Below are 22,247 nucleotides of genomic sequence, written 5' to 3' on the forward strand. Positions count from 1 at the left end.
GCCTGGGGGGCCGGCAACGGTCTCCCCCCGCCCGGGGGGGGGGGGCGGGGTTCGGGGGGCCCGGCGGCCCCCCCCCCCCCGGGGGGGGGGGCGGGGGGGGGGGGGGGCCGCCACCCCGGCGCCTTCCGCCGGGGTGGCGGCAGGTCGAGGGGGGCCCGCCGTCCGGCGCGAGGCCGGGGTGGCCCTCGTCCGGTCCCTGCCCGCGGGTCCCGGGTACGGGTGCCGGGATCGTCCCGGGTCATGGTCCGGTGCCTTCCGGGGGGTGGCCGGGCGGGTCGCGGTCGAGCAGGCGGGCGGCGTGCTCGACGCGCGGGGGCAGGGGCCGGCGGCGGGCGAGGGCGGCCGGGAACCGGACGACGGTCTCCTTCAGGGCGCGGCGCGCTCCGGGCCGGCCGGCCGCGGCGGCCAGTGCGAGGTCGGTGCCGGCGCGCAGGACGACCGGCCAGGGGCGGCGCAGGCAGGTGGTCAGCACGTGGTTGCGCCGGACCAGGAAGGAGCGGCCGGTGCGCTCGTGGTCGTCGGGGTGGTGGCGCGCGCGCAGGGAGGGTTCGTAGACGACACCCCAGCCCGCGGCGGCCAGGTCGTAGGCGAGCAGGGTCTCCTCGCCGCCGAAGAAGAGCAACGGGTGGTAGCCGCCGGCGCCGAGGAAGGCCTCGCGGCGGACCACGCAGGCGCAGCCGAGGAACCCGAGCACCGGGCGGCCCGGCAGATCCGGTTCCAGCGGCAGCGGAGAGGCCGCGAGCACCGCGTTGAGGGGGTCCTCTGCGGCCTCGTCCCCGACCAGGGTGCGGGCGGCGAGCAGGCCCAGCCGGGGGTGTGCGTCGAGGAGGCCGGCGGCGCGGGCGAGGCTCCCCGGCTCCCACCACGAGTCGTCGTCGCTGAAGGCCACGTAGGGGGTGTCGGCGTGCCGGACGGCCAGGTTGCGGCCGAGGGCACCGGTGTTGGCGGTGGGCCGCAGCAGCCGGGCGATGGCCGGGTGGCCGGCCACGGCGCGGCGGGTGGTGTCGTCGCGGGAGTTGTCCACGACGACGACCGGTGGCCGCTCGGGCAGCGCCGCCAGCGCGTCCAGGGTGCGCACGAGGCTGGCGCTGCGGTCGCGGGTGATGACGGCGACCGTGACGCGCGGGTCGCCGGGGGCCGTGGGCCCGTGCACGCGGGCCGGGGCCTGCTCAGTGGACATGCGACACCTCCGGTCCCGTCCGCCGCTGCCGGCCGCGCACGTCCCGCAGGAGCGTCAGACAGGCAGCGGCGACCTCACCGGCGCGGATGGACAGCAGCCGGGCGTCGGGGGTGCGGCCGTGCGGGTCGCCGGGCGGGCCGGGCTTCCACAGGGCGAGGTGGTCCGGGCTCGCGGGCGGCCCCCACAGCCGCGGCGAGACCGGTCCGAACAGGGTGACGGAACGGGTCCCGTGGGCCACGGCGAGGTGGGCGAGGCCGGTGTCGCCGCTGAGGACCAGGGACGCCCCGGCGACCAGCGCGGACAGCTCCTCGAACGGCAGGCCGCCGGTCAGCACGTCGCTGCCGCGCGCCCCGCCGCGTTCGGCGACCGAGCGGACCAGGGCGTCCTCGCCGGGGCCGCCGGTGAGGACCACGTGGTGGCCGGCGGCGCGCAGGGACCGTACGACGGCGGCGAACCGCTCCGCCGGCCAGCGGCGGGAGCCCGAGGCCGCGCCGGGGTGCACGACGACCGCGCCCGGCGCCGGGGACGGTGCGGTGGGCCGGGGCAGCCGCAGGTCCAAGGGGTCGGCCGCGATGCCGTAGTGGTGCAGGAAGGCGCACCAGCGGTCCCGTTCGTTCGCCCGGTCCGGCCACGGCGGGCCGTCCGGGCAGGCGTGGGCGAGCAGCCGGCGCGGGCGCAGGGCGGCCAGGGCGTCGCGGCTCTCGGGGCCGTTGCCGTGCAGGTCGACCGCCACGTCGGGGGGCGGGCCGGGCCAGTGGCCGAGGTCCGGCACCGCGCGCCCCGGCGCCTCGGCCGGGAACACGGCGTCGACCGCGCCGGTCTCCAGGGCGGGTCCGGTGAGCCCCGGCGGCTGGGCGAGGACGACCCGGTGGCCGGGGAAGGCCCGCCGGACGCCCCGCAGCGCGGGCACGCCGGCCAGCAGATCGCCCAGGCCCAGGGCGCGCAGGACCAGGACGGCCGGAAGGTCCGGAGCAGGGATCGGGGTGGGGGTCACCGAGTGGCTCCTCCGTTGTGTGCGGAAGCCGGGGACGGGCGGCGGGCCGGGCTCCGTGCGCCCGCACCGCCCACCCGGGCGGACGGGACGCCTCGGCCAGTGGTGCGGAGCGCGGAGGGGACGGTCGGACGGGGGCCGGGCCGGCGGCCGGTTCCGGCCGTGGGTACGGGGGCACGTCCCGGACGTCACCCCGCCTCCCGGCCCGAGACCCGCAGCGGACGCCCGGCGCCGAGGGGGTCGTGCCGTGCTCACCTGGTGTCCCCGCCCGCGGACGCCGGGGCCAGGGCCGCGCGGCGGGCGAGGCCGGTGGTGGAGCGGCCGTCGAGGTAGGGCAGCAGGAGGACCTGGCCGCCCCAGCTCTCCACGAGGGGCTGTTCGGGCAGCCGGGTCCGGGCGTAGTCGCCGCCCTTGGCCCAGATGTGCGGGCGCAGTTCGGCGAGGATGCGTTCGGGGGTGTCCTCGTCGAACACGGCCACGGCGTCCACGCACTCCAGGGCCCGCAGCACCCGCACCCGGTCCGCGGCCGGGACCAGCGGGCGGCTGTCGCCCTTGCGGCGGCGGACCGAGTCGTCCGAGTTGACGCACACGACGAGGCAGTCCCCGGCCCGGCGGGCGGCCTGGAGCAGGGTGACGTGCCCGGCGTGCAGCAGGTCGAAGCAGCCGCCCGCGGCGACCACGGTGCCGCCCGCCGCCCGCACCCGCGCGGCCGTGCGCACCGCGTCCGCCGTGGTGTCGCCGTCACCCGGCGCCTCCTCGGCCGTCTCCGGGCCGTCCGGGACGGCGACCGCGCGGGCGCCGCCCTCGGCGACGTAGCGGGTGGCGGCGTGGACGGCACCCTGTACGGCGGCCTCGGTGAGGGCGCCGTCGGCGAGCAGGCCGGCGGCGGCCGCGGCGAACCGGTCACCCGCCCCGCAGGGGTCGCCGGTGGCGGCGGCCGGCGTCGGCACGAGCAGCGGAGTCTCGCCGTGGGAGAGGAGGGCGCCGCGTTCGCCGAGGGTCACCGCGACGGCCTGGGCACCCCAGGCGCGCACGAGGGCGCGGGCGTCCCGGGCGGCGGTGCGCAGCCCGGCCGCGTCGCCGGGCTCGGCGTCCTCCAGCTGCCGGGCGAAGGCGCGGGCCTCCTGGGCCGAGGGCGTGGCCAGGCGGACGCCGGGGACCGGGGGCCGGCCGCGCACGTGCGGGTCCCAGACGACGGGGGCCGCCGTGTGCGTGAGGGCGTCCCGGAGGACGTCGGCGGTACCGCGGCCGTAGTCGGCGACGAGGACGCCCCCGGCCGCCGCGATCGTCGACACCGCCTCCTGCGTCGCCTCGCGGGCGCGGCCCTCGCCGTCGTCGAGGCGGAGCAGCGGCCTGTCCCCGGCCAGCACGCGGGTCTTGCTGCTCAGGGTGCCGTCCAGCGGCACCTCGACCAGGCCGACCCGGCCCGCCAGCAGTTCCCGGAGGGTGTCGCTGGCGGTGTCGGCGCCGAGGGCGGTGACCAGGGTGACGGGCCGTCCGTCGGCCGCCGCGAGGCAGGCGGCGAGGGCGGCGCCGCCCGGCCGGGAGCTGCGCCGGGTGCCGTGGACGACGGGGACGGGCGCGTCCGGGGCCAGCCGCTCGGCACGGCCGCACAGGTCGTGGTCGAGCAGGGCGTCGCCCACGACGACCAGGGGGGTCTGCGAGGCGGTCATGTCTGTCCCTTCCTGGGTGCCACGGGCGCGCCGGGTGCGGCCCGGCCGACGGTGCGGGCGCGGCCCACGAGCCGCCCCACGACACCGGGTCTGCCGTCGGCACCCGGTTCGCCCTCGGCATCCGGCTGGCCGTCGCGGCCCCGTCGGCCGTCGACGGCGCGCGCGTCCCCGGCGTGCGCGCGGCCGTCGGTGCCGGTGCCCGTCGCCCCGTGGTCGGCCTCCCCCCGCTCGACGGCCTGGTCGAAGGCCTCGCAGAGCATGTGGACGGCGACCAGGTGCAGTTCCTGGACGGTGGCGCCGAGGGGGGCGTCGACGCAGAGCGTGTCGTCCGCGCCGAGCTGCAACGGGTTGGGGGCCCGTCCGGTCAGCGCCCACACCGTCATGCCGAGCCGGTGGGCGCGGTCGGCGGCGGCCAGCAGGTTGGCGCTGGCGCCGCTGGTGGACATCAGGAGGAGCACGTCGCCGGGGCGGCCGTGCGCGGCGGTCTGCCGGGCGAACACCTCCTGGACACCGTAGTCGTTGGCGATCGCCGTGGTGGAGGAGGTGTCGGCGTGCAGGGCGACCGCGGAGAACGGCGGCCGGTCGTCGCGGTAGCGGCCGACGAGTTCGGCGGTGAGGTGCTGGGCCTGGGCCGCGCTGCCGCCGTTGCCCGCGACGAGCAGCCGGGCGCCCGCGCCCAGCCGCCGGGCGAGTTCGGTGCCCCAGCGCTCGATGAGCGGGCCGTGCTCGCGGAACGCCTCCAGGGCCTTGGCGAGGTCGTCGCAGTGCGCGGTGGCGGTGGCGGTGTCCCCGTGCGCCGTGCCGGTGACGGTCTTCGCCGGCCCCTTCGTCGGACTCTTCATCGGACGACTCCCGAGAGCGAGTGGATGGCGGACACCGCGCCGTACACCCCGGCCACGCCGTCGGCCACCCGGTCCCAGGTGTAGTGGCCGAGCACCCGGGCGCGGCCGGCGGCTCCGTACCGGGCGAGCCGGTCGGGGTCGGCGAGGAGGGCGCGGACGACCGCGCCGAGGTCGTGGTCGTCGTCGGCCGGGACCAGGACGCCCGTGATGCCGTCCACGACGGTGTCGAGCTGGCCGCCGACGGCGGTGGCGACGACCGGCGTGGCGCAGGCCATGGCCTCCAGCGGGACGATGCCGAACGGCTCGTACCGGGGCAGCGACAGCACCAGGTCGGCGCTGGACATCAGCCGGGGCATACGGGCCCTGCTGACCCCGCCGAGCAGGGTGACCCGGTCCTGGACGCCGTACTCGCCGGCGATGCCGTAGAGGCGTTCCGCCTCGGGTTCGGCGCCGAGCAGGTCGGCCTCGGGGCCGCCGGCGACGAGGAGTTCGGCGTCGGGCACGCCGGCCAGGGCGCGGATGGCGCGGTCGAAGCCCTTGCGGGGCACGAGGCGGCCGACGGCCAGCAGCCGCCTGCGGGCGCCGGACGGGCGGGGGCCGGCGACGGGGGCGAACTGGTCGGGGTCGACCCCGCACGGCACGACGCTGATCCGGTCCTCCGGCAGCCCCATGGCCTTCAGTTCGGCCACCTCGTCGCTGCACGTGGCGATGATCCGGGCGCACTCGTGGCCGATGGCCTCCTCGATGGCGAGGCGCTGCGGGGGGCTGGTGTCGGCGGTGCCCTGGTAGCGCCTCTTGACCGTCCCCAGCGCGTGGTAGGTCTGCACCACCGGGATGCCGAGGTCGCGGGCGCCTGCCAGGGCGGCCAGGCCGGACATCCAGAAGTGGGCGTGCACCACGTCGGGCGGGCTCTTGGCCCACTGCCGGGCCAGGAAGTTCCCGAAGTCGGTCATGTGGGGCAGGAGTTCGTCCTTGGGGACGGGTGCGGGCGGTCCGGCGGGCACGTGCACCACCTGGACGCCGTCGATGAGGGTCACCCGGTCCGGCAGGCCCGCCGAGTCCCGCCGGGTGTACACCGTGACGCGGTATCCCTTTCTGGCGAGCTGCCGGGCGACCTGCGCCACGTACACGTTCTGGCCGCCCGCGTCCGGCCCGCCGAGCGCGGCCAGCGGGCTGGCGTGCTCGGAGACCATGGCGACGCGCCCGGCGGTGTGCGGAATGCGGCTCATCGGGTGACCTCCTTGATCAGGCGCTCCCAGTCGTCCAGGAAGCGCCGCTCTCCGTAGCGGGCCTGGGCCGCGGCCCGGGCGGCGGCGCCGGTGCGGCGCGCCAGCCCGGGGTCGGCGAGGAAGGCGCGTACGGCGTCCTCCAGGACGTCGAGGCGGTTCGAGACCACCCCGGCGCCCCCGGGTATCGCCTCACGGGCCTCCGTGGTGTCCAGGGCGACCACGGGCATGCCGAGGAACATGGCCTCCAGCAGGGACAGACCGAGCGAGGTCCAGCGCACGGGGTGCAGGTAGACCCGGCAGCGGGCCATCTCCCGGTGCAGTTCGTGCTGCGGCAGGTCCCGGGTGCGGCAGCGCCCGGGCGGCAGGCCGAGGTGGCCGGCGAGTCCCTCGGTGCGCATGCCGAAGACGTCGAGGGGCGCGGAGCGGGCGAACCGGGGCAGCAGGTCGGTGCCGGTGGTACGGCCCCTGCGCACGGGCTCGTTGACCACGACGGCCGCGCGCCGCTCGGTGCCCGTGTAGAGGGGGCCGGGGTCGATGATGCCGTGCTCGACGACCTCGGTGGGGGCCCGGCCGTTGTCCCACATCAGCCGGTTGAAGTGGGTGACGTGCACGACGGGGATCCCGGACTGTCCGGCCAGCGGGTGGAGCTGGCGCTCCGGTGACTCGTCGGGGCTGTTGTGCTCGACGTACACGGCGGGCACGTCCACGCCGGGCCGGCGGCCGGTCCAGCGCTGGGCGAGGTCGAGTTCGTGCGGGCGTTGCAGGACCATCAGGTCGATGTCGCAGTCCCGCAGTTCCTCCGGTGTGCGTTCCCGGACGCTGTGGGGCCAGTCCCAGGTGACGGCGCGGCCGAGCCCGTCGGGTCCGCGGTCGCCGGTGACCGGGACGAGGTAGGTGTGCGGGCCCTGCACGAAGGCGGTGAGCCAGGATCCGTGCACGTGCCAGACGAGGATGTTCATGACTGCCGCTCCTGGATGAGCTTGTGCGCCGCGCGCACCACGTCCTGTCCGGTGACCTCGTCCAGACAGGGGTGGCCGGGCACCGGGCAGGTCAGGGCCCGGGTGTCCGCGCAGGGCGCCGACTGGTCGCCGAGCAGGATGACGGGGACGCCGTACGGCGCCCAGCGCCCGGCCGGTACGACGGGTGCGAACAGCGAGACGACCGGGGTGCCGACGGCGGCGGCGAGGTGGGCGGGGCCGGTGTTGGCGCTGATCACGACGTCGGCCATGCGCAGCACGCCGGCGAGGACGCGCGGGGAGGTCCGGCCGCCGAGGTCCACGGCCGTGTCCCCGCTGACCCGCCGGGTGAGCCCGGTCTCCTCCGGGCCCCCGGTGACGACCACGCGGTGGCCGGCGTCGGCGAGCAGCGCGACCGCCTCGGCGCAGCGGTGCGGGCTCCAGGCGCGGGCGGGGGCGCTGGCGCCGGGGTGCAGGACGACGTAGGGGCCGTGGCCGGTGAGGCTGCCGGTGTCGGGGGGCGGGAGGACGCGCAGCCGCCCGTCGTCGCCGGGCGGGGGCGGGAAGCCCAGGGCGGCGGCGGTGTCGGAGGCCGCCTCGGCCTCGTGCCGGCCCTCGCGCCGCCGGTGGCGTACGTCGAGGAGCCGGCCGGGGTGGTCGACGCTGTCGGCGCCGATCCGGCCGACGCCGGCCAGCCGGAGCAGCAGGGCGGTGGGGAGCGGGCTCTGGTGGAAGGAGGTGAGCACCAGCGCGGTGTCGTAGGCCCCGGCACGCAGCCGTGCCACCAGGGCGTCGACGTCCGCGGCGCTGACCGGCGGCGGGTCGAACCCCTCCCAGGGAGCCTCCCACACCAGTACCTCGTCCACCCCGGGCAGCATCCGGGCGGCGTCCGCGCCGCGCGGGCCGCACAACAGGGTGACGTGCGAGGACCGGGCGGCGACGGCACGCACGGCGGGGCCGGCGAGCAGGACGTCACCGAAACTGTCGAGCCGGACGACGAGCGACTTCACGCCGGCCACCTCCCGAACGCCCGGACCCCTCCCGGGGGCACGGCGCCCGACACGGACGAGCCGGTCGTCTCCCCCGGCGCGGACGACCGCCGGGTGTCGAAGACCAGGGGGGCGCGGTCGGACGGCGGTCGCGTCCCGGCAGGGCTCGCCGCGTTCCGCACGGAGGACCAGCGGCCTTCGGAGACCACCGCGCTGCCCTCGCGGGACCACCACATCCCGCCGGCGGCCGGTGCGGTCCGTGCGGGCGGGGTGTGCGGGGGTCGCCTCGGCGGGACGAGGCCCGCCTCCGTCAGGGCCGCGCGGACCGCGGTGAGGGGGTCGGGGGCGCTCTCCGTGGCGAAACGTTCCACCTCCGCCGGCGCGGTGGCCGTGTTCGGCACCAGGACGCCCCGCGCACCGGCCGCGCGGGCGGCCAGCACGTCCGCGGCGATGTCGCCGATCACCAGGCACTCGGCCGGCGGTACGCCCAGCCGGGCGGCGGCGGTGCGGATCAGGCCGGGGCGGGGCTTGCGGCAGGCGCAGCCGGCGTCGGGGCCGTGCGGGCAGAACACCCAGGTGTCCAAGCCGCCCAGCAGTTCGTCGGCGCGCTCGTTGACGCGGACCACCTGGTCCACGGTGAGCAGCCCGCGGCCGATGGCCGACTGGTTGCTGACCACCCCGGTCGGCAGCCCGGCGGACCGGGCCAGCGCCACGGCCGCGGCGGCGCACGGCATCAGCCGCACCCGGTCGGGGTCGCCGTTGTAGGGGACGTCCACGACGAGGGTGCCGTCACGGTCGAACAGGACGGCGGACAGCCTGTTCACCCGGCACCCCCCAGAGGCTCGGCGTGCCGGTGACGGACGGCCCCGCGCAGCCAGTGCCGGACGGCGAGCGGCGGGATGAGCACGCTGGTGCCGAGCATCCCGGCGATCTCGCGGGCGGTGCGCGGCCCGGGCAGGATGCGGGCGAGGGCGAACTCGGTGGTGCCGAGCGTCCACAGGGCGGCGCAGGCGGCCGCGGCCCGGCGCCGTCCGGCAAGGGCGCAGCCGGCGGCGGCGAGGGCGGCGCCGGTGACCGCCAGGTGGCGGGGCAGCCGGCCGCGCGGCGCCTGCGCGCGGTCCCACCAGTCGCGGCCGTGCAGCCGGTTCATCAGGGCGTCGTCGGCGTTGCCGCGCTGCGCGGGCAGCGAGGCCCACCAGTGGGCGGGGCGGACCGGGTGCCGGGTGACCCGGGTGCCCCGGATCAGGGACCAGCCCGCCCGCTGCACGCGCAGGGCGAGGTCGGCGTCCTCGCGGAAGGCCCGCGGGAAGCGTTCGTCGAAGCCGCCGGTCCGCTTCAGCGCCTCGGTGCGGTAGGCCATGTCGGCGGTGGCCCAGGCGGCGTTCTCCAGGCCCTTGGTGGTGCGTTCCCAGTCGGTGGGCCGGCGGTCCGGGGGCAGGGGGACACGCAGCCGCCCCTGGACACCGCCGACGTCGGGGCCGGCCTGCCGCAGGTCGTCGGCGAGCCGCCGGGACCAGTCCGGCAGTACCTGGACGTCGTCGTCCAGGAACACCGTCCACGGCGTGCGGACGGTCTGCCAGCCGGCGTTGCGGGCGGCGGCCGGTCCCCTGCCGCCGGTGCGCAGGGTGCGCACCCGGTCGAGGAGTTGTCCGGCCGGCTCCAAGGGCAGGTCGCCGTCGGGCGCGGGCCGGTCGTCCACGACGACCACCTCGTGCGGCGGATGGCCGTCGGCCGCGCCGAGCGCGCGCAGGCACTCGGCGAGGCAGGGGCGGCCGATCGTCGGGACGACGACGGTGTAGGCGGGGGCGTCGGTCATGCGAAGGCCTTCCCACGGCGGATCGCGAACGGGCCGAGCACCAGCAGGTCGACCGGGGCGGAGCCGAAGCACTCCAGGGCGTCCCGGGGGTCGTCGACCATGGGCCGTCCGGCGGTGTTGAGACTGGTGTTGACCACCACGGGCAGTCCGGTGCGCCGTTCGAAGCCCTCGATCATCCGGGCCACCAGTGGCTCCTGGGCGCGGTCCACGGTCTGGATGCGGGCCGTGCCGTCGACGTGCACCACGGCCGGGATGCGGGTCTTCCACTCGGCTGCCACGTCGTGCACGAACAGCATGTGCGGGCTGGGCAGCGGCCCGTCGAAGATCTCGCCCGCGCGCTCGGCGAGCACCATGGGCGCGACGGGCCGGAACTCCTCGCGTCCCTTGACCGCGTTGAGCCGCTCCAGGTTCTCCGCCCTGCCGGGGTGGGCGAGCAGCGAGCGGTGTCCGAGCGCGCGCGGCCCGTACTCGCTGCGCCCCTGGAACCAGGCCACGATCCCGTCGTCGGCCAGGGTCTGGGCGGCGGTCTCGGCGATGTCCGCGGGTTCCTCGTACGGTACGGCCGCCCGCTCCAGCCACGCGCGCAGTTCGGCGTCGCTCCAGCCCCGGCCGAGCGCGGCCGTCGGCATCGGTTCCAGGGTGTCCTTCTGCCCGGCGACGTACGCCGCCGCGCCCAGGGCCGTGCCGGCGTCGCCGGCGGCGGGCTGCACCCACACGTGCCGGAAGCCGCTCTCCCGCCACAGCCGGGTGTTGGCGACACAGTTCAGGGCGACGCCGCCGGCCATGGTGAGCGCGTCCTCGCCGGTGCGCTCGCGCAGCCACCGGGCGAGGGCCAGCATGGCCTCCTCCAGGCAGAGCTGGGCGCTCGCGGCGAGGTCGGCGTGGTCCTGGCTCCAGGCGCCGCCAGCCGGGCGCGGCGGGACGAGCTCGGCCCAGGGCACCGGGCGGGCCCGGAAGCCGCCGTCGTCGTCGGCGTGGACGTACGCGCGCAGCCGGCCGGCGAAGCGCGGGGTGCCGTAGGAGGCGAGGGCCATGACCTTGAACTCGTCGCTGCTGCGCAGGAATCCGAGGTGCTGGGTGAGGTCCTCGTAGAACAGGCCGAGGGAGTCCGGCAGCCGCTGGGTGCCGAGGACGGTCAGTTCGCGGTTGGCGCAGCGGCCGGCCAGGTGGGAGCCGCACTCGCCGCGGCCGTCCAGGACGAGGACGGCGCAGTCCGGGTACGGCGAGACGGGCCCGGCGGAGGCCGCGTGCGCGATGTGGTGCGGGACGAAGCGCACCCTCGCCGGGTCGAGTCCGGGCAGGGCCTCGGCGAGGAAGTCCGGTGCCTGGCGGGCGTACTCCTGGCGGAGGTGGTCCCAGGGGTCGTGCAGCCCCAGCTCCTCGGCGGGGCGGGCCAGCGCGGGGTCGTAGGAGTAGGCGACGGCGTCCAGGTCGGCCCCGGTGAGGCCGGCCTGCTCCAGGCACCAGCGGGCCGACTGTTCGGGCAGTTCCCAGGCCGAGAAGGGAACGGGCCGCTTGCCGTGCTTGCGGCGGGAGAACCGCTCCTCCTCCGCCGCCGCCACGACCCTGCCGTCGGTGACGAGGGCGGCGGCGGGGTCGTGGAAGAGTGCGTTGATACCGAGGACGTGCATGCGCTGTCTCCAGGGCCGGGGAACGTGCGGGGGTCAGGGGCGCGGGGCCGGTTCCTTCATGCGCGGGTCCGGGTCCGGGTCCGGGGGCAGGGCAGCGAAGTAGGCGATGGTCTGCTTCAGGCCCTCCTCCCAGGGGACCTGCGGTGACCAGCCGAGCAGTTCGCGTGCGAGGGTGGTGTCGGGGCGGCGCCGGCCGGGGTCGTCGACGGGCCGGTCGATGAACGCGATCGGGGAGCGGGAGCCGGTGAGGGCGACCACCCGGCGGGCCAGGTCGGCGACGGTGATCTCGTCGCTGCCGCCTATGTTGACCGGTCGTACGGACCGGCTCGCGGCCACCCGGAGGATGCCGTCGACCGTGTCGTCGACGTAGCACAGCGAGCGGGTCTGGCTGCCGTCGCCGGTGACCGTGAGGGGCTCGCCGGCCAGGGCCTGGCAGATGAAGGTGGGCACGGCGCGGCCGTCGTGCGCCCGCATCCGCGGGCCGTAGGTGTTGAACAGCCGGACGATCCCGGCGTTCGTCCCCCTGGTGCCTGCGTGCGCCGTCACCAGGGCCTCGGCGAACCGTTTCGACTCGTCGTAGACGCTGCGGGGCCCGACCGGGTTGACGTTGCCCCAGTAGCCCTCGTGCTGCGGGTGGACGAGCGGGTCGCCGTAGACCTCGGAGGTGGAGGCGAGCACGAAGCGGGCGCCGTCGCGTTCGGCGATCGCCAGGACGTTGCGGGTGCCGAGGCTGCCCACGTCCAGGGTCTGCAGGGGCATGCGGAGGTAGTCGGCGGGCGAGGCCGGGCAGGCGAAGTGCAGGACCAGGTCGTACGGGCCCGCCAGCCGCTCGGCGCAGTCGGGTGCGCAGACGTCGCCGTGCACGTACCGGAAACCGGGCCGCTCCTCCAGGTGCGCGATGTTCTCGCGCCGCCCGCAGGCCAGGTTGTCGGCACAGTCGACTTCGACACCTGAATCCAGCAGCCGTTCGCACAGATGGGAGCCGAGGAAGCCGGCGCCGCCGGTCACGAGGGCGCGCCGCCAGGAGAACGGGGTGTCACCAGTCATGGGGCTGTTCCTTCGTCCGCGTCGTCCGCGCCGGACAACGCCCCTGCCTGGGCGTTCGGCGCATACCGCGTCGTCGGGACCGATCTCGTCGGCCCGATGGAGGGAGAATGGGCCGGCCCGGGTCCCCGCTGATCGGGAGGACCGGCCTGGCACGCCGCCGCTTGCTGGACGGCACTGGCAGCTGAGTTCCCCTGCCAGTTGGGTTCACACGTTGGATTCTTATTCTCGGGTCTCAGGGGTACTCGCGCGACTCCTGCGCCCCTCTACCACGCTGGAGGCGCTGATGCACGACGATGCCGCCGAGGCGGTGCTGCGCGCGCTGCGCGGGCCCGGCCGGCCTCCCGAGCGGCTGCTGCTCACCGGCTGGTTCAGTTTCCGCGACGGGGAGGCGACGGCCGGGGACGTCCTGGCGCAGCAGCACATGTCGGCCGCGCTGACCAGGGCGGGCATCCGGCACGAGACGGCGTGGAGCCCCGGGTTCCGGCCCGGTGAGCTGTCGCTGGAGACGGCCGACCCGCGGATGTACGACACCCTGCTGTTCGTCTGCGGGCCGGTGCACGGGCCGCAAGTGGCCTCTCTGCATGAAAGGTTCGGGTTCTGCAGACGACTGGCGGCCGGGGTCTCGGTGGTCGATCCGGCGGACCCGGCGGTCACCGGTTTCGACGTGATCGTCGCGCGGGACGGCACCGCCGGCCCGGCCCGGCGCGACCTCGCGGCCGACGCCCCGGCGGGCCCGCTGCCGCCCGTGGCCGGAGTCGTCCTCTCCCACGGCCAGGGAGAGTACGGGGCACGCCGCCGGCACGCGGACGTGAACGAGCGGATCACCGGCTGGCTGGCCGGGAAGGACTGCGCGCGGGTGCCGGCCGACTCCCGGCTGGCCACCGGCGACTGGCGGCTGTGCGCGACGGCCGAGCAGTTCCTCTCCCTCGTGGCGCGCCTCGACGTGGTCGTCACCACCCGGCTGCACGGCCTGGTGCTGGGCCTGCGCACCGGCACCCCGGTGATCGCGGTCGACCCGGTGGCGGGCGGCGCGAAGGTCAGTGCCCAGGCCCGCGCCCTGCGGTGGCCGGCGCTGGTGGCGGCGGACGCGCTGGCGCCGGACATCCTGGACCACTGGTGGAAGTGGGCGCTGTCCGGGGCGGGCCGGACGGCCGCAGCCTGCCACTCGATGCGCTGACCGGCCGCCGCGGGCCGTGTAGCGCGCCCGGCGCGGGGCACTCGGCGCGGCGACGGCGGGCCGTTCACGGGCCGCCGCGTTCCACGCAGGAGGTAACGACCATGGGTCACGGCGGAAACGTCATCCAGGAGCTGACCACGGACCACCGCGAGGTCGAGGAGATCTTCGGCCGCATCGAGGCGCTGCCGCCCGGCTCCCAGGAGCGCAAGGACCTGTGCGACCAGGCCACGATCGAGCTGGTCCGCCACTCTGTCGCGGAGGAGGCCTACCTCTACCCGGCGGTGCGCCGGCACGTGACGGGCGGGGACGCCCTGGCCGACAAGGAACTGGAGGACCACGCCAAGGCCGAGCAGATCATGAAGGATCTGGAGGGCTGCCAGGCGGACGATCCGCAGTTCGACTCGCTGATGGCTCAGCTGATGAGCGAGATCCGGTCCCATGTGACGGACGAGGAGCAGAACCTCTTCCCGCAGCTGGAGGCGGCCTGTCCCCCGGACGCGCTGATGGACCTCGGCGACAAGGTGCGCCGGGCGAAGAAGATGGCGCCCACCCGTCCGCACCCGGCGGCACCGGACAAGCCCCCGGCCAACAAGCTGCTGGCGCCGGGAGCCGGTCTGGTCGACCGGATGCGGGACGCGCTGACGGGACGGGGCAAGGAGAGCTGAGACCGGGCCCGCAGAGCCAGGGCCGAGCAAGAACGGCGCCGTCCGGACCCGTGGGGGCCGGACGGCGCCGTTCCGCACTCACCCGTTCGGCTTACTCGGCCGTTCACGTCGCCCGGCCGTTCGAACTCACCCGTCCGGCTCACGCGTTCGCTCACGTCGGGCGTCCGGTGCCGGTGCCTGGGAGCCGTGGGTTCACAGCCACGGCTGCGTGCCACGGGCCGTCCTGACACCGGTGCGGGGGCGGGTGCGGGTCGCCCGGCACAGCAGCCGGAACGCCTGGAAGAGGGTCAGCGGCCACAGCAGCGCGAAGCACCACAGCAACGCGGGGTCCGAGGTGCGGATGCCCATGACGGCGACGAACACCGACGCGACCGTCAGCAGCAGCACCGCCACCGGCAGCCAGACCTCGCGCGGGCCGGCGCCCATCCGGCGCGCGAACCTCCTGTCCCGCCGCAGGTCCGCCTCGATCCGCAACAGCGCCAGCCGCTCCCGCGGTGACAGCCGTACCTCGTCACGCATCTCCCACATCTCCCAGTCGTCCACGGCAACGGCACCTCCTCCGCCCATCGGCGGCATCCGGGCCCCGGGCGACCGAGTTCCCCTCTCCGCCCGGCCGATGCGGTGCCGAGGCGGCCCGGGCGGAGCCGGGGGCGCAGAGGTGGGGTGGAGAAAACTCCACCCCGCCTCCGGTGGCCACCCTGACTGAGACGCGGACCCGCACGGTCCACGATGGAACCGGTAACAGCCCCCGTACGTCCGGCCGTGCGCCGTCCGCCCCGCGAGGAGCCACCGTGTCCGAGTCCACCGAGGTCAGGCCGACGGTCCGGCCGACGGTCCGGCCGGCGGTTCAGCCGGCCGAGGAGCACGCGATGTGGCCTTGGGTGGTCGTCGCGGCCGTCGTCGCGGCCGTGGTCATCGCCCTCGTCAACGTGCTGATGACGGTCTGAGCGGATTCGTCCCCCCGAGCGCCCGTGGTGCGGGACCGGCCGCGGTACCGCATAGTGAACACAGCTCTCGCACCAGGCCGGCCGGGGAGGACCGGGGCTGCCCGCACCACGCCTTCGCCCCCGGGGCCGCCCGCGACGACGCTGAGCGGCCGGCACGGGTAGGACCGGCCCCCCGGAAGCGACGCGCCCGGCGGCGCGCAAAGGAGGCTGTATGTCGTCCCACGACCCGGCGGTTCTCGACTGCCCCTTCGACTTCGCCGACGCACTGGAGTACGACCCCGCGCTGGACGCGCTGGCACGCCGAGGCCCGGTCAGCCGGATCCGGTTGCCCTACGGCGAGGCGGAGGCGTGGCTGGTGACCAGCTTCGCCGGAGTGCGTCAGGTGACGTGCGATCCCCGGTTCAGCCGGGCGGCGATCGTCGGACGCGACTATCCGCGGATGACGCCCGAGCCGATCGTGTCACCCGAGTCGATCAACGTGACGGACCCGCCGCACTCCACCCGGCTGCGGCACGTGGCGGCCCAGGCGTTCACCCGGGAGCGGGTGGCGGCCATGCGGCCGGCCGTGGACCGGGTGGTGGCCGGGCTGCTGACGGCGATGGACGAGGCCGGTCCGCCCGCGGACCTGGTCACCCATCTGTCCGTACCGCTGCCCCACCTGACGATCTGCGAGCTGCTCGCCGTCCCCGAGGCCGACCGCGACCAGCTGCGGGCGCACACCATGCGGCTGCTGGCCACCTCGCCGGACGCGCGGCAGGACGCGGCCGACGCCAAGGCCTGCCTGCGGGCGTACTTCGCCGAACTGGTCCCGGCCCGCCGGGACTCGCCGGGCGAGGACCTGCTCAGCACGCTGGCCACCGCCCCGGTGCCCGAGGGTGAGGAGCCGCTGAGTGACGACGAGTTGGCGGTCCTGGCGGTGACGCTCATCCTCAGCGGCAACGACACCGCGACCTGCCAGATCAGCGACATCGCCTATCTGCTGCTGACCCGGCCCGAGGAGACGGCCGCCCTCGCGCGCGACCCCGAGCGGTTCCCCGGCGCGCTGGAGGAGCTGCTGCGGTTCATCCCGTTCCGCAAGGGCGTGGGCATTCCGCGGATCGCGCTGGAGGACGCGGAGATCGAGGGCGTCCCGATCCGCGCGGGCGACTACGTGCACGTGTCCTACCTCGCGGCCAACCGCGACCCCGACGTCTTCCCCGACCCGCACAAGCTCGACCTGGAACGGCCCGTGCGCCCGCACATGACCTTCGGCTGGGGCGGGCACCACTGCCTCGCGGCGCCCCTGGCACGGGCGGAGCTGGACAGCGCGGTCTCGGGGCTGCTGACCCGCTTCCCCAAGCTGCGCCTCGACGTCCCCGCCGAGGACATCGAGTGGGACAACGGCACCATCCGCCGCTTCCCGCTGAGCCTGCCGGTCACCTGGTGAGGCCGGGCCGGGCCATCGCGGCGACGCGGTGGCCCGGCCCCGCCGCCGCGGCCGCCTCCACCGAGCGGGTGCCTTCCGGCCCGGCGCGCGGTGTCCTGCCGCGGCAGGCCGTGCCGGGCCCCTAGCCTCGGCGGCATGCTGGGGCTCCCTTCTCAAGTCCGTGCCTGTCTGTTCGACCTCGACGGGGTACTCACCCAGACCGCGAAAGTGCACGCGGCGGCCTGGAAGGAGATGTTCGACGGCTACCTCCGCGAACGCGCGGCCCGTGAGGGGACCGCGTTCGTCCCCTTCGACGCGGTCGACGACTACGACGCGTACGTGGACGGGCGGCCCCGGGAGGACGGGGTGCGCACGTTCCTCGCCGCGCGCGGGGTGCAGCTGCCGGAGGGGTCGCCGGACGACCCGCCGGAGGCGGAGACCGTGAACGGCCTGGGCAACCGGAAGAACGACCTGGTCCTGCGGCGGATCAGCGAGGACGGGGTGGAGCCGTACGAGGGCTCGGTCCGTTTCGTGCACGCGGTGCGGGAGGCCGGGCTGCGCTGCGCGGTGGTCTCCTCCAGCGCCAACTGCCGGGAGGTCCTGGTGGCGGCCGGGATCGAGGACCTGTTCGACGAGCGGATCGACGGCGTGGTGACACGCGAGCGTCATCTGCGCGGCAAGCCCGCCCCGGACACCTTCCTGGAGGCGGCCCGCGGGCTGGGCGTCCAGCCGGACGAGGCGGCCGTGTTCGAGGACGCCCTGGCCGGCGTCGAGGCGGGCCGGGCGGGACGGTTCGGCGTCGTCGTGGGCGTCGACCGGGTCGGCCAGGCGGAGCAGCTGCGCGAGCACGGGGCCGATGTGGTGGTCCGGGACCTGGCCGAGCTCCTGGAGTCGCGGTGATCACTCATCCCAGCTACACGGTAGAGCCCTGGTGCCTGCGCGAGACCGAGCTCAACCTGGATGTGCTCGCCCAGAGCGAGTCGGTGTTCGCGCTGTCCAACGGGCACGTCGGCTGGCGCGGCAACCTCGACGAGGGAGAGCCGCACGGGCTGCCCGGCGCCTACCTCAACGGTGTCTTCGAGCGGCACCCGCTGCCGTACGCGGAAGCGGGCTTCGGATATCCCGAGTCCGGCGAGACGATGATCAACGTCACCGACGGCAAGATCATCCGGCTGCTCGTGGACGACCACCCGTGCGATCTGCGCTACGGCCGGCTGCTGGCGCACGAGCGGGTCCTGGACTTCCGCTCCGGTGTGCTCAGCCGGACCGCGCGGTGGACCTCGCCCGGCGGCCGTACCGTCCGGATCACCTCCCACCGGCTCGTGTCCTTCACCCAGCGGGCGGTCGCCGCGGTCGTGTACGAGGTGGAGCCCGTCGACGGACCGACGACGGTCGCCGTGCAGTCCGAGCTGGTCGCCAACGAACAGCTGCCCAGCTTCCACGGCGATCCGCGCGTCGCCGCGGCGACCGAGTCCCCGCTGGTGACCGAGGAGCACTTCGCGCAGAACACCCAGCTGCGGCTCGTGCACCGCACCGGCAGCAGCGGGCTGCGCGTCGGTACGGCCGCCGACCACCTCGTCGAGGGACCCGAGAGCACGAAGTGGACGGCGCACAGCGAGCCCGACGTCAGCCGGCTGACGGTGACCGCGGACCTGGTGCCCGGACAGCCGCTGCGGCTGGTCAAGTTCGTCGCCCACGGCTGGTCCGCCGAGCGTTCGCTGCCGGCCGTGCACGACCAGGTGGACGGCGCGGTGGCGGCCGCCGTCAGTACCGGCTGGGAGGGACTGGTCGCCGCCCAGCGGGCGTACCTGGACCGCTTCTGGGGCGGCGCGGACGTCGAGGTGGAGGGAGACGCGCAGATCCAGCAGGCGGTGCGGTTCGCTCTCTTCCATGTGCTCCAGGCGGCGGCCCGCGGCGAGAACCGCGCGATCCCCGCGAAGGGCCTGACCGGCACCGGCTACGACGGGCACTCCTTCTGGGACACCGAGTCCTTCGTGCTGCCCGTGCTGACCTTCACCGCGCCGGAGGCCGTCGCGCCGGCGCTGCGCTGGCGGCACCGGACGCTGCCGGCGGCACGGGAGCGCGCGCGTCAGCTGGGGCTGTCCGGGGCGACGTTCCCCTGGCGGACCATCGACGGCGCCGAGTGCTCCGCCTACTGGCCCGCCGGCACGGCCGCCTTCCACGTCAACGCCGACATCGCCATGGCCGTCGTGCGGTACGTCATGGTGACCGGGGACGAGGAGTTCGAGCGCGCCGAGGGGCTCGAACTCCTCGTGGAGACCGCCCGGCTGTGGCGCTCCCTCGGTCACCACGACCCCGAAGGCGTCTTCCACATCGACGGTGTCACGGGCCCCGACGAGTACAGCGCCTTCGCCCGGGACAACCTGTACACGAACGTGATGGCCCGTCAGAACCTGCTCGCCGCCGCGGACGCGGCGGTACGCCATCCGGACCGGGCGGCGGAACTCGGCGTGGACGACGAGGAGGCCGCGGTGTGGCGGGACGCGGCGGCCCGCATGGCGCTTCCGTACAACGAATCCCTCGGAGTCCACGAGCAGTCGGCCGGATTCACGACCTTCCAGCGCTGGAACTTCGAGGCGACCCCGCCCGACAACTACCCGCTGCTGCTGCACTACCCCTACTTCGACCTGTACCGCAAACAGGTGGTGAAGCAGGCCGACCTGGTGCTGGCGATGATGGAGTGCCCGCACGCCTTCACCGAGGAGCAGAAGGCGCGCAACTTCGCCTACTACGAGGCGCTGACCGTCCGCGACTCCTCCCTCTCGGCGTGCTGCCAGGCGGTGCTCGCCGCCGAGACCGGTCATCTGCGGCTGGCCTACGCCTACCTCGGCGAGGCCGCGCTGATGGATCTGGACGACCTGGAACACAACACCCGTGACGGGCTGCACATCGCCTCCCTCGCCGGGACCTGGATCGCCCTCGTCGCCGGCTTCGGGGGGATGCGCCGGTACCTCGGCGAGGACGGGAGGCCGGGGGTGCTGTCGTTCACACCGCGGCTGCCGGAGGCGCTGTCCCGGGTGGCGTTCACCGTGCTGGTGTGCGGACGCAGGCTGAAGGTGGACATCGGCCGGTCCCACGTGCGCTACCAGCTGGTGGAGGGCGGACCACTGGACGTACTGCACCACGGGGAGCCGACGCACCTCACCACCGACGGCCCGGTCGAGCGCCCGATGCCCCACCCGCCCGCCCGCCCGGAACCCCAGCAGCCGCCGGGCCGCCGGCCGGTGGGCCTGCCCACCGGGGAGGAGGACCGGGCCGAGACGCCGGAGTAGCACGGCGCGACGGACGGGCGCGCTTACCCGGGACGCTGTTGCGGAACCTGCGCGCCGGCCACCCCTTCGACGAGCTCCCCGGCGCGCGACCGCGTCCACCGTGGCGCGACGGACACGCCGGGCGAGAAACCGCTACGCACCGTGAAGAGGCGCGGTCACAGGTGACCTTCGCCGCCGCAAGGTCGATACTTCCAGTAGACGGGACGGGCGGCCTCCCCCCTCGGGCGGCCGTCAGTGCACCGCTGACCTGCGAGGACACGGGTCTTGGGCGCAACCGCCGAGCTCACGAGGAGATACGCATGAAGATGCTGATCAACGTCCCGGAGACCGTCGTGGCGGACGCGCTGCGTGGTTTGGCGGCCGCGTATCCGGACCTGAACGTGGACGTGGAGAACCGGGTGATCGTCCGCCGGGACGCCCCCGTGTCCGGTCAGGTCGCGCTCGTCTCGGGCGGCGGCTCGGGACACGAGCCGCTGCACGGCGGGTTCGTCGGCCCGGGCATGCTCTCCGCCGCCTGCCCCGGAGAGGTGTTCACCTCGCCGGTGCCCGACCAGATGGCGCGGGCCGCGGCGGCCGTCGACAGCGGCGCGGGCGTGCTGTTCGTGGTGAAGAACTACACCGGCGACGTGCTCAACTTCGACATGGCGGCCGAGCTGGCCGAGGACGAGGGCATCCAGGTCGCCAAGGTGCTCGTCGACGACGACGTGGCCGTCACCGACAGTCTCTACACGGCCGGCCGGCGCGGCACCGGCGCGACGCTCTTCGTGGAGAAGATCGCCGGCGCCGCCGCGGCCGAGGGGCAGCCGCTGGAGCGCGTGGAGGCCATCGGCCGCCAGGTCAACGGGAACTCCCGCAGTTTCGGTGTGGCCCTGAGCGCCTGTACGACCCCGGCGAAGGGCAGCCCCACCTTCGATCTCCCGGACGGTGAACTGGAGTTGGGCATCGGCATCCACGGCGAGCCGGGCCGCGAACGGCGGCCGATGATGACCTCCGGGGAGATCGCCGACTTCGCGGTCAACGCCATCCTGGAGGACATGCCGCCGCGCAGCCCGGTCCTGGTGCTGGTCAACGGCATGGGCGCGACGCCGTTGCTGGAGCTGTACGGCTTCAACGCGGAGGTGCAGCGGGTGCTCCGGGAACGCGGGGTCGCCGTGGCCCGCACCCTGGTCGGCAACTACGTGACCTCGCTGGACATGGCGGGTGCCTCGGTGACGCTGTGCCAGGCCGACGAGGAGCTGCTGCGGCTGTGGGACGCGCCGGTGAAGACCCCGGCGCTGCGCTGGGGAATGTGATACGGCGGAGCAGACGGCGCACCGTCCCGGCCGCACGGCCGACAGCCCTACCACGCGAGGAGATCCAGTGCTCGACGCCGCATTCTTCCGCCGTTGGATGACGACGGCCGCCGCGTCCGTCAGCCGCGAGGCGGAACGGCTCACCGCTCTCGACTCGGCCATCGGGGACGCGGACCACGGCAGCAATCTGCAGCGCGGGTTCACCGCCGTGGCGGCCGCCCTGGAGAAGGACGCGCCGGACACCCCGGGGGCCGTGCTGACGCTGGCCGGGCGGCAGTTGATCTCGACGGTCGGCGGTGCGTCCGGACCGCTGTACGGCACTCTGCTGCGCCGGACCGGCAAGGCGCTCGGGGACGCCGCCGAGGTCGGCGAGGAGGAGCTGGCCGCGGCGCTGCGCGCGGGCGTGGACGGGGTGATGGCGCTCGGCGGGGCGGCACCGGGCGACAAGACCATGATCGACGCCCTGGTGCCGGCCGTGGACGCGCTCGGGGCCGGGTTCGGCGCCGCGCGGACCGCCGCGGAGGAGGGCGCGCTGGCCACCACGCCGTTGCAGGCGCGCAAGGGGCGGGCGAGCTATCTGGGCGAGCGCAGCATCGGCCACCAGGATCCGGGGGCGACCTCGTCGGCGCTGCTGATCGCCGCGCTGGCCGAAACGGCGGAGGCGGAGCAGTGAGCGAGCGGGAGCTGGTCGGGATCGTGCTGGTGTCGCACAGCGCGGAGGTGGCCGCCTCGGTCGCCGCACTGGCCAAGGGTCTGGCGGGCGGGGCGACCGCGGTGCCGGTGGCCCCGGCGGGCGGCACGGAGGGCGGCGGGCTCGGCACCAGCGCCGAGCTGATCTCCGCCGCGGCGGCCTCGGTGGACCGGGGGGCCGGGGTGGCGGTCCTCACCGACCTGGGCAGCGCGGTCCTCACGGTGAAGGCGCTGCTCGCCGAGGGCGACGAACTGCCGGACGGCACGCGTCTGGTGGACGCGCCGTTCGTGGAGGGCGCGGTGGCCGCCGTGGTCACCTCCGCCGCCGGCGCGGACCTGGACGCCGTGGAGGCCGCGGCGGCGGAGGCGTACAGCTACCGCAAGGTGTGACACGCCTTGGCACCCGGCAGGGCTGCCCCGGGCC

21 protein-coding genes are annotated in these 22,247 nt (G+C 75.6%); 9 read left to right on the forward strand and 12 right to left on the reverse strand.

Going from position 1 to position 22,247, the window contains the following annotated elements; translation table 11 throughout:
• Positions 1 to 238: 238 nt before the first annotated feature.
• From AB0946_RS34620 to AB0946_RS34670, 11 genes are all read right to left on the reverse strand, one after another.
• Positions 239 to 1,180 (reverse strand): glycosyltransferase, encoded by a 942-nt coding sequence (locus tag AB0946_RS34620; protein WP_366764661.1) that lies wholly within the window; start codon positions 1,178 to 1,180, stop codon positions 239 to 241.
• Positions 1,170 to 2,174, reverse strand: coding sequence for a glycosyltransferase family 9 protein (locus tag AB0946_RS34625; protein ID WP_366764662.1), 1,005 nt, complete (start codon positions 2,172 to 2,174; stop codon positions 1,170 to 1,172). The genes AB0946_RS34620 and AB0946_RS34625 overlap by 11 nt, the downstream gene beginning before the upstream one ends.
• 248 nt (positions 2,175 to 2,422) lie before the next feature.
• On the reverse strand, positions 2,423 to 3,844 hold the full coding sequence (rfaE2, locus tag AB0946_RS34630) for a D-glycero-beta-D-manno-heptose 1-phosphate adenylyltransferase (protein ID WP_366764663.1): 1,422 nt from the start codon (positions 3,842 to 3,844) through the stop codon (positions 2,423 to 2,425).
• Positions 3,841 to 4,686, reverse strand: coding sequence for an SIS domain-containing protein (locus AB0946_RS34635; RefSeq protein ID WP_366764664.1), 846 nt, complete (start codon positions 4,684 to 4,686; stop codon positions 3,841 to 3,843). Before AB0946_RS34635 ends, rfaE2 begins: the two co-directional genes overlap by 4 nt.
• Positions 4,683 to 5,915 (reverse strand): glycosyltransferase, encoded by a 1,233-nt coding sequence (locus AB0946_RS34640; protein ID WP_366764665.1) that lies wholly within the window; start codon positions 5,913 to 5,915, stop codon positions 4,683 to 4,685. Before AB0946_RS34640 ends, AB0946_RS34635 begins: the two co-directional genes overlap by 4 nt.
• Positions 5,912 to 6,874: a glycosyltransferase gene (locus tag AB0946_RS34645; RefSeq protein WP_366764666.1), complete on the reverse strand. Its 963-nt coding sequence runs from the start codon at positions 6,872 to 6,874 to the stop codon at positions 5,912 to 5,914. Before AB0946_RS34645 ends, AB0946_RS34640 begins: the two co-directional genes overlap by 4 nt.
• On the reverse strand, positions 6,871 to 7,881 hold the full coding sequence (locus AB0946_RS34650) for a glycosyltransferase family 9 protein (RefSeq protein ID WP_366764667.1): 1,011 nt from the start codon (positions 7,879 to 7,881) through the stop codon (positions 6,871 to 6,873). Before AB0946_RS34650 ends, AB0946_RS34645 begins: the two co-directional genes overlap by 4 nt.
• Complete coding sequence (locus AB0946_RS34655; RefSeq protein ID WP_366764668.1) at positions 7,878 to 8,684, reverse strand: HAD-IIIA family hydrolase; 807 nt, start codon at positions 8,682 to 8,684, stop codon at positions 7,878 to 7,880. Before AB0946_RS34655 ends, AB0946_RS34650 begins: the two co-directional genes overlap by 4 nt.
• On the reverse strand, positions 8,681 to 9,676 hold the full coding sequence (locus tag AB0946_RS34660) for a glycosyltransferase (RefSeq protein WP_366764669.1): 996 nt from the start codon (positions 9,674 to 9,676) through the stop codon (positions 8,681 to 8,683). Before AB0946_RS34660 ends, AB0946_RS34655 begins: the two co-directional genes overlap by 4 nt.
• A complete protein-coding gene (locus AB0946_RS34665) occupies positions 9,673 to 11,307 on the reverse strand; it encodes a carbamoyltransferase C-terminal domain-containing protein (protein ID WP_366764670.1) in 1,635 nt (544 codons plus the stop codon). The genes AB0946_RS34660 and AB0946_RS34665 overlap by 4 nt, the downstream gene beginning before the upstream one ends.
• Positions 11,308 to 11,340: 33 nt before the next feature.
• Positions 11,341 to 12,354 (reverse strand): NAD-dependent epimerase/dehydratase family protein, encoded by a 1,014-nt coding sequence (locus tag AB0946_RS34670; RefSeq protein WP_366764671.1) that lies wholly within the window; start codon positions 12,352 to 12,354, stop codon positions 11,341 to 11,343.
• 283 nt (positions 12,355 to 12,637) lie between these two features.
• On the opposite strand from AB0946_RS34670, the gene AB0946_RS34675 reads away from it, so the two are divergent.
• Positions 12,638 to 13,531 carry a polysaccharide pyruvyl transferase family protein gene (locus AB0946_RS34675; RefSeq protein WP_366764672.1) on the forward strand — a complete coding sequence of 298 codons (894 nt, stop codon included), beginning with the start codon at positions 12,638 to 12,640 and terminating at the stop codon, positions 13,529 to 13,531.
• Positions 13,532 to 13,632: 101 nt separating this feature from the next.
• The gene (locus AB0946_RS34680; RefSeq protein WP_366764673.1) at positions 13,633 to 14,196 is read left to right on the forward strand and encodes a hemerythrin domain-containing protein; all 564 of its coding nucleotides are present in this window, start codon (positions 13,633 to 13,635) and stop codon (positions 14,194 to 14,196) included.
• Between the two features lie 192 nt (positions 14,197 to 14,388).
• Here AB0946_RS34680 and AB0946_RS34685 read toward each other — a convergent pair whose 3' ends face one another.
• On the reverse strand, positions 14,389 to 14,739 hold the full coding sequence (locus AB0946_RS34685; RefSeq protein ID WP_366764674.1) for a DUF3040 domain-containing protein: 351 nt from the start codon (positions 14,737 to 14,739) through the stop codon (positions 14,389 to 14,391).
• 248 nt (positions 14,740 to 14,987) lie between these two features.
• Between AB0946_RS34685 and AB0946_RS34690 the strand changes: the two genes are divergently transcribed.
• The 7 genes from AB0946_RS34690 (at position 14,988) to AB0946_RS34720 (ending at position 22,213) form a co-directional block, all read left to right on the forward strand.
• Complete coding sequence (locus AB0946_RS34690; RefSeq protein WP_366764675.1) at positions 14,988 to 15,143, forward strand: hypothetical protein; 156 nt, start codon at positions 14,988 to 14,990, stop codon at positions 15,141 to 15,143.
• A gap of 211 nt (positions 15,144 to 15,354) precedes the next feature.
• A complete protein-coding gene (locus tag AB0946_RS34695) occupies positions 15,355 to 16,569 on the forward strand; it encodes a cytochrome P450 (RefSeq protein ID WP_366764676.1) in 1,215 nt (404 codons plus the stop codon).
• A 135-nt stretch (positions 16,570 to 16,704) separates the two neighbouring features.
• Positions 16,705 to 17,448: a beta-phosphoglucomutase family hydrolase gene (locus AB0946_RS34700; RefSeq protein ID WP_366764677.1), complete on the forward strand. Its 744-nt coding sequence runs from the start codon at positions 16,705 to 16,707 to the stop codon at positions 17,446 to 17,448.
• Positions 17,445 to 19,841 (forward strand): glycoside hydrolase family 65 protein, encoded by a 2,397-nt coding sequence (locus AB0946_RS34705; protein ID WP_366764678.1) that lies wholly within the window; start codon positions 17,445 to 17,447, stop codon positions 19,839 to 19,841. The genes AB0946_RS34700 and AB0946_RS34705 overlap by 4 nt, the downstream gene beginning before the upstream one ends.
• Before the next feature lie 299 nt (positions 19,842 to 20,140).
• A complete protein-coding gene (gene dhaK / locus AB0946_RS34710; protein WP_171158897.1) occupies positions 20,141 to 21,133 on the forward strand; it encodes a dihydroxyacetone kinase subunit DhaK in 993 nt (330 codons plus the stop codon).
• A 67-nt stretch (positions 21,134 to 21,200) separates the two neighbouring features.
• Complete coding sequence (gene dhaL, locus AB0946_RS34715) at positions 21,201 to 21,806, forward strand: dihydroxyacetone kinase subunit DhaL (protein ID WP_366764679.1); 606 nt, start codon at positions 21,201 to 21,203, stop codon at positions 21,804 to 21,806.
• Positions 21,803 to 22,213 (forward strand): PTS fructose transporter subunit IIA, encoded by a 411-nt coding sequence (locus AB0946_RS34720; RefSeq protein WP_366764680.1) that lies wholly within the window; start codon positions 21,803 to 21,805, stop codon positions 22,211 to 22,213. Before dhaL ends, AB0946_RS34720 begins: the two co-directional genes overlap by 4 nt.
• Positions 22,214 to 22,247: the final 34 nt, after the last annotated feature.

This window comes from Streptomyces sp. NPDC046870, from assembly GCF_040704595.1.
Classification (GTDB): domain Bacteria; phylum Actinomycetota; class Actinomycetes; order Streptomycetales; family Streptomycetaceae; genus Streptomyces; species Streptomyces argyrophylli.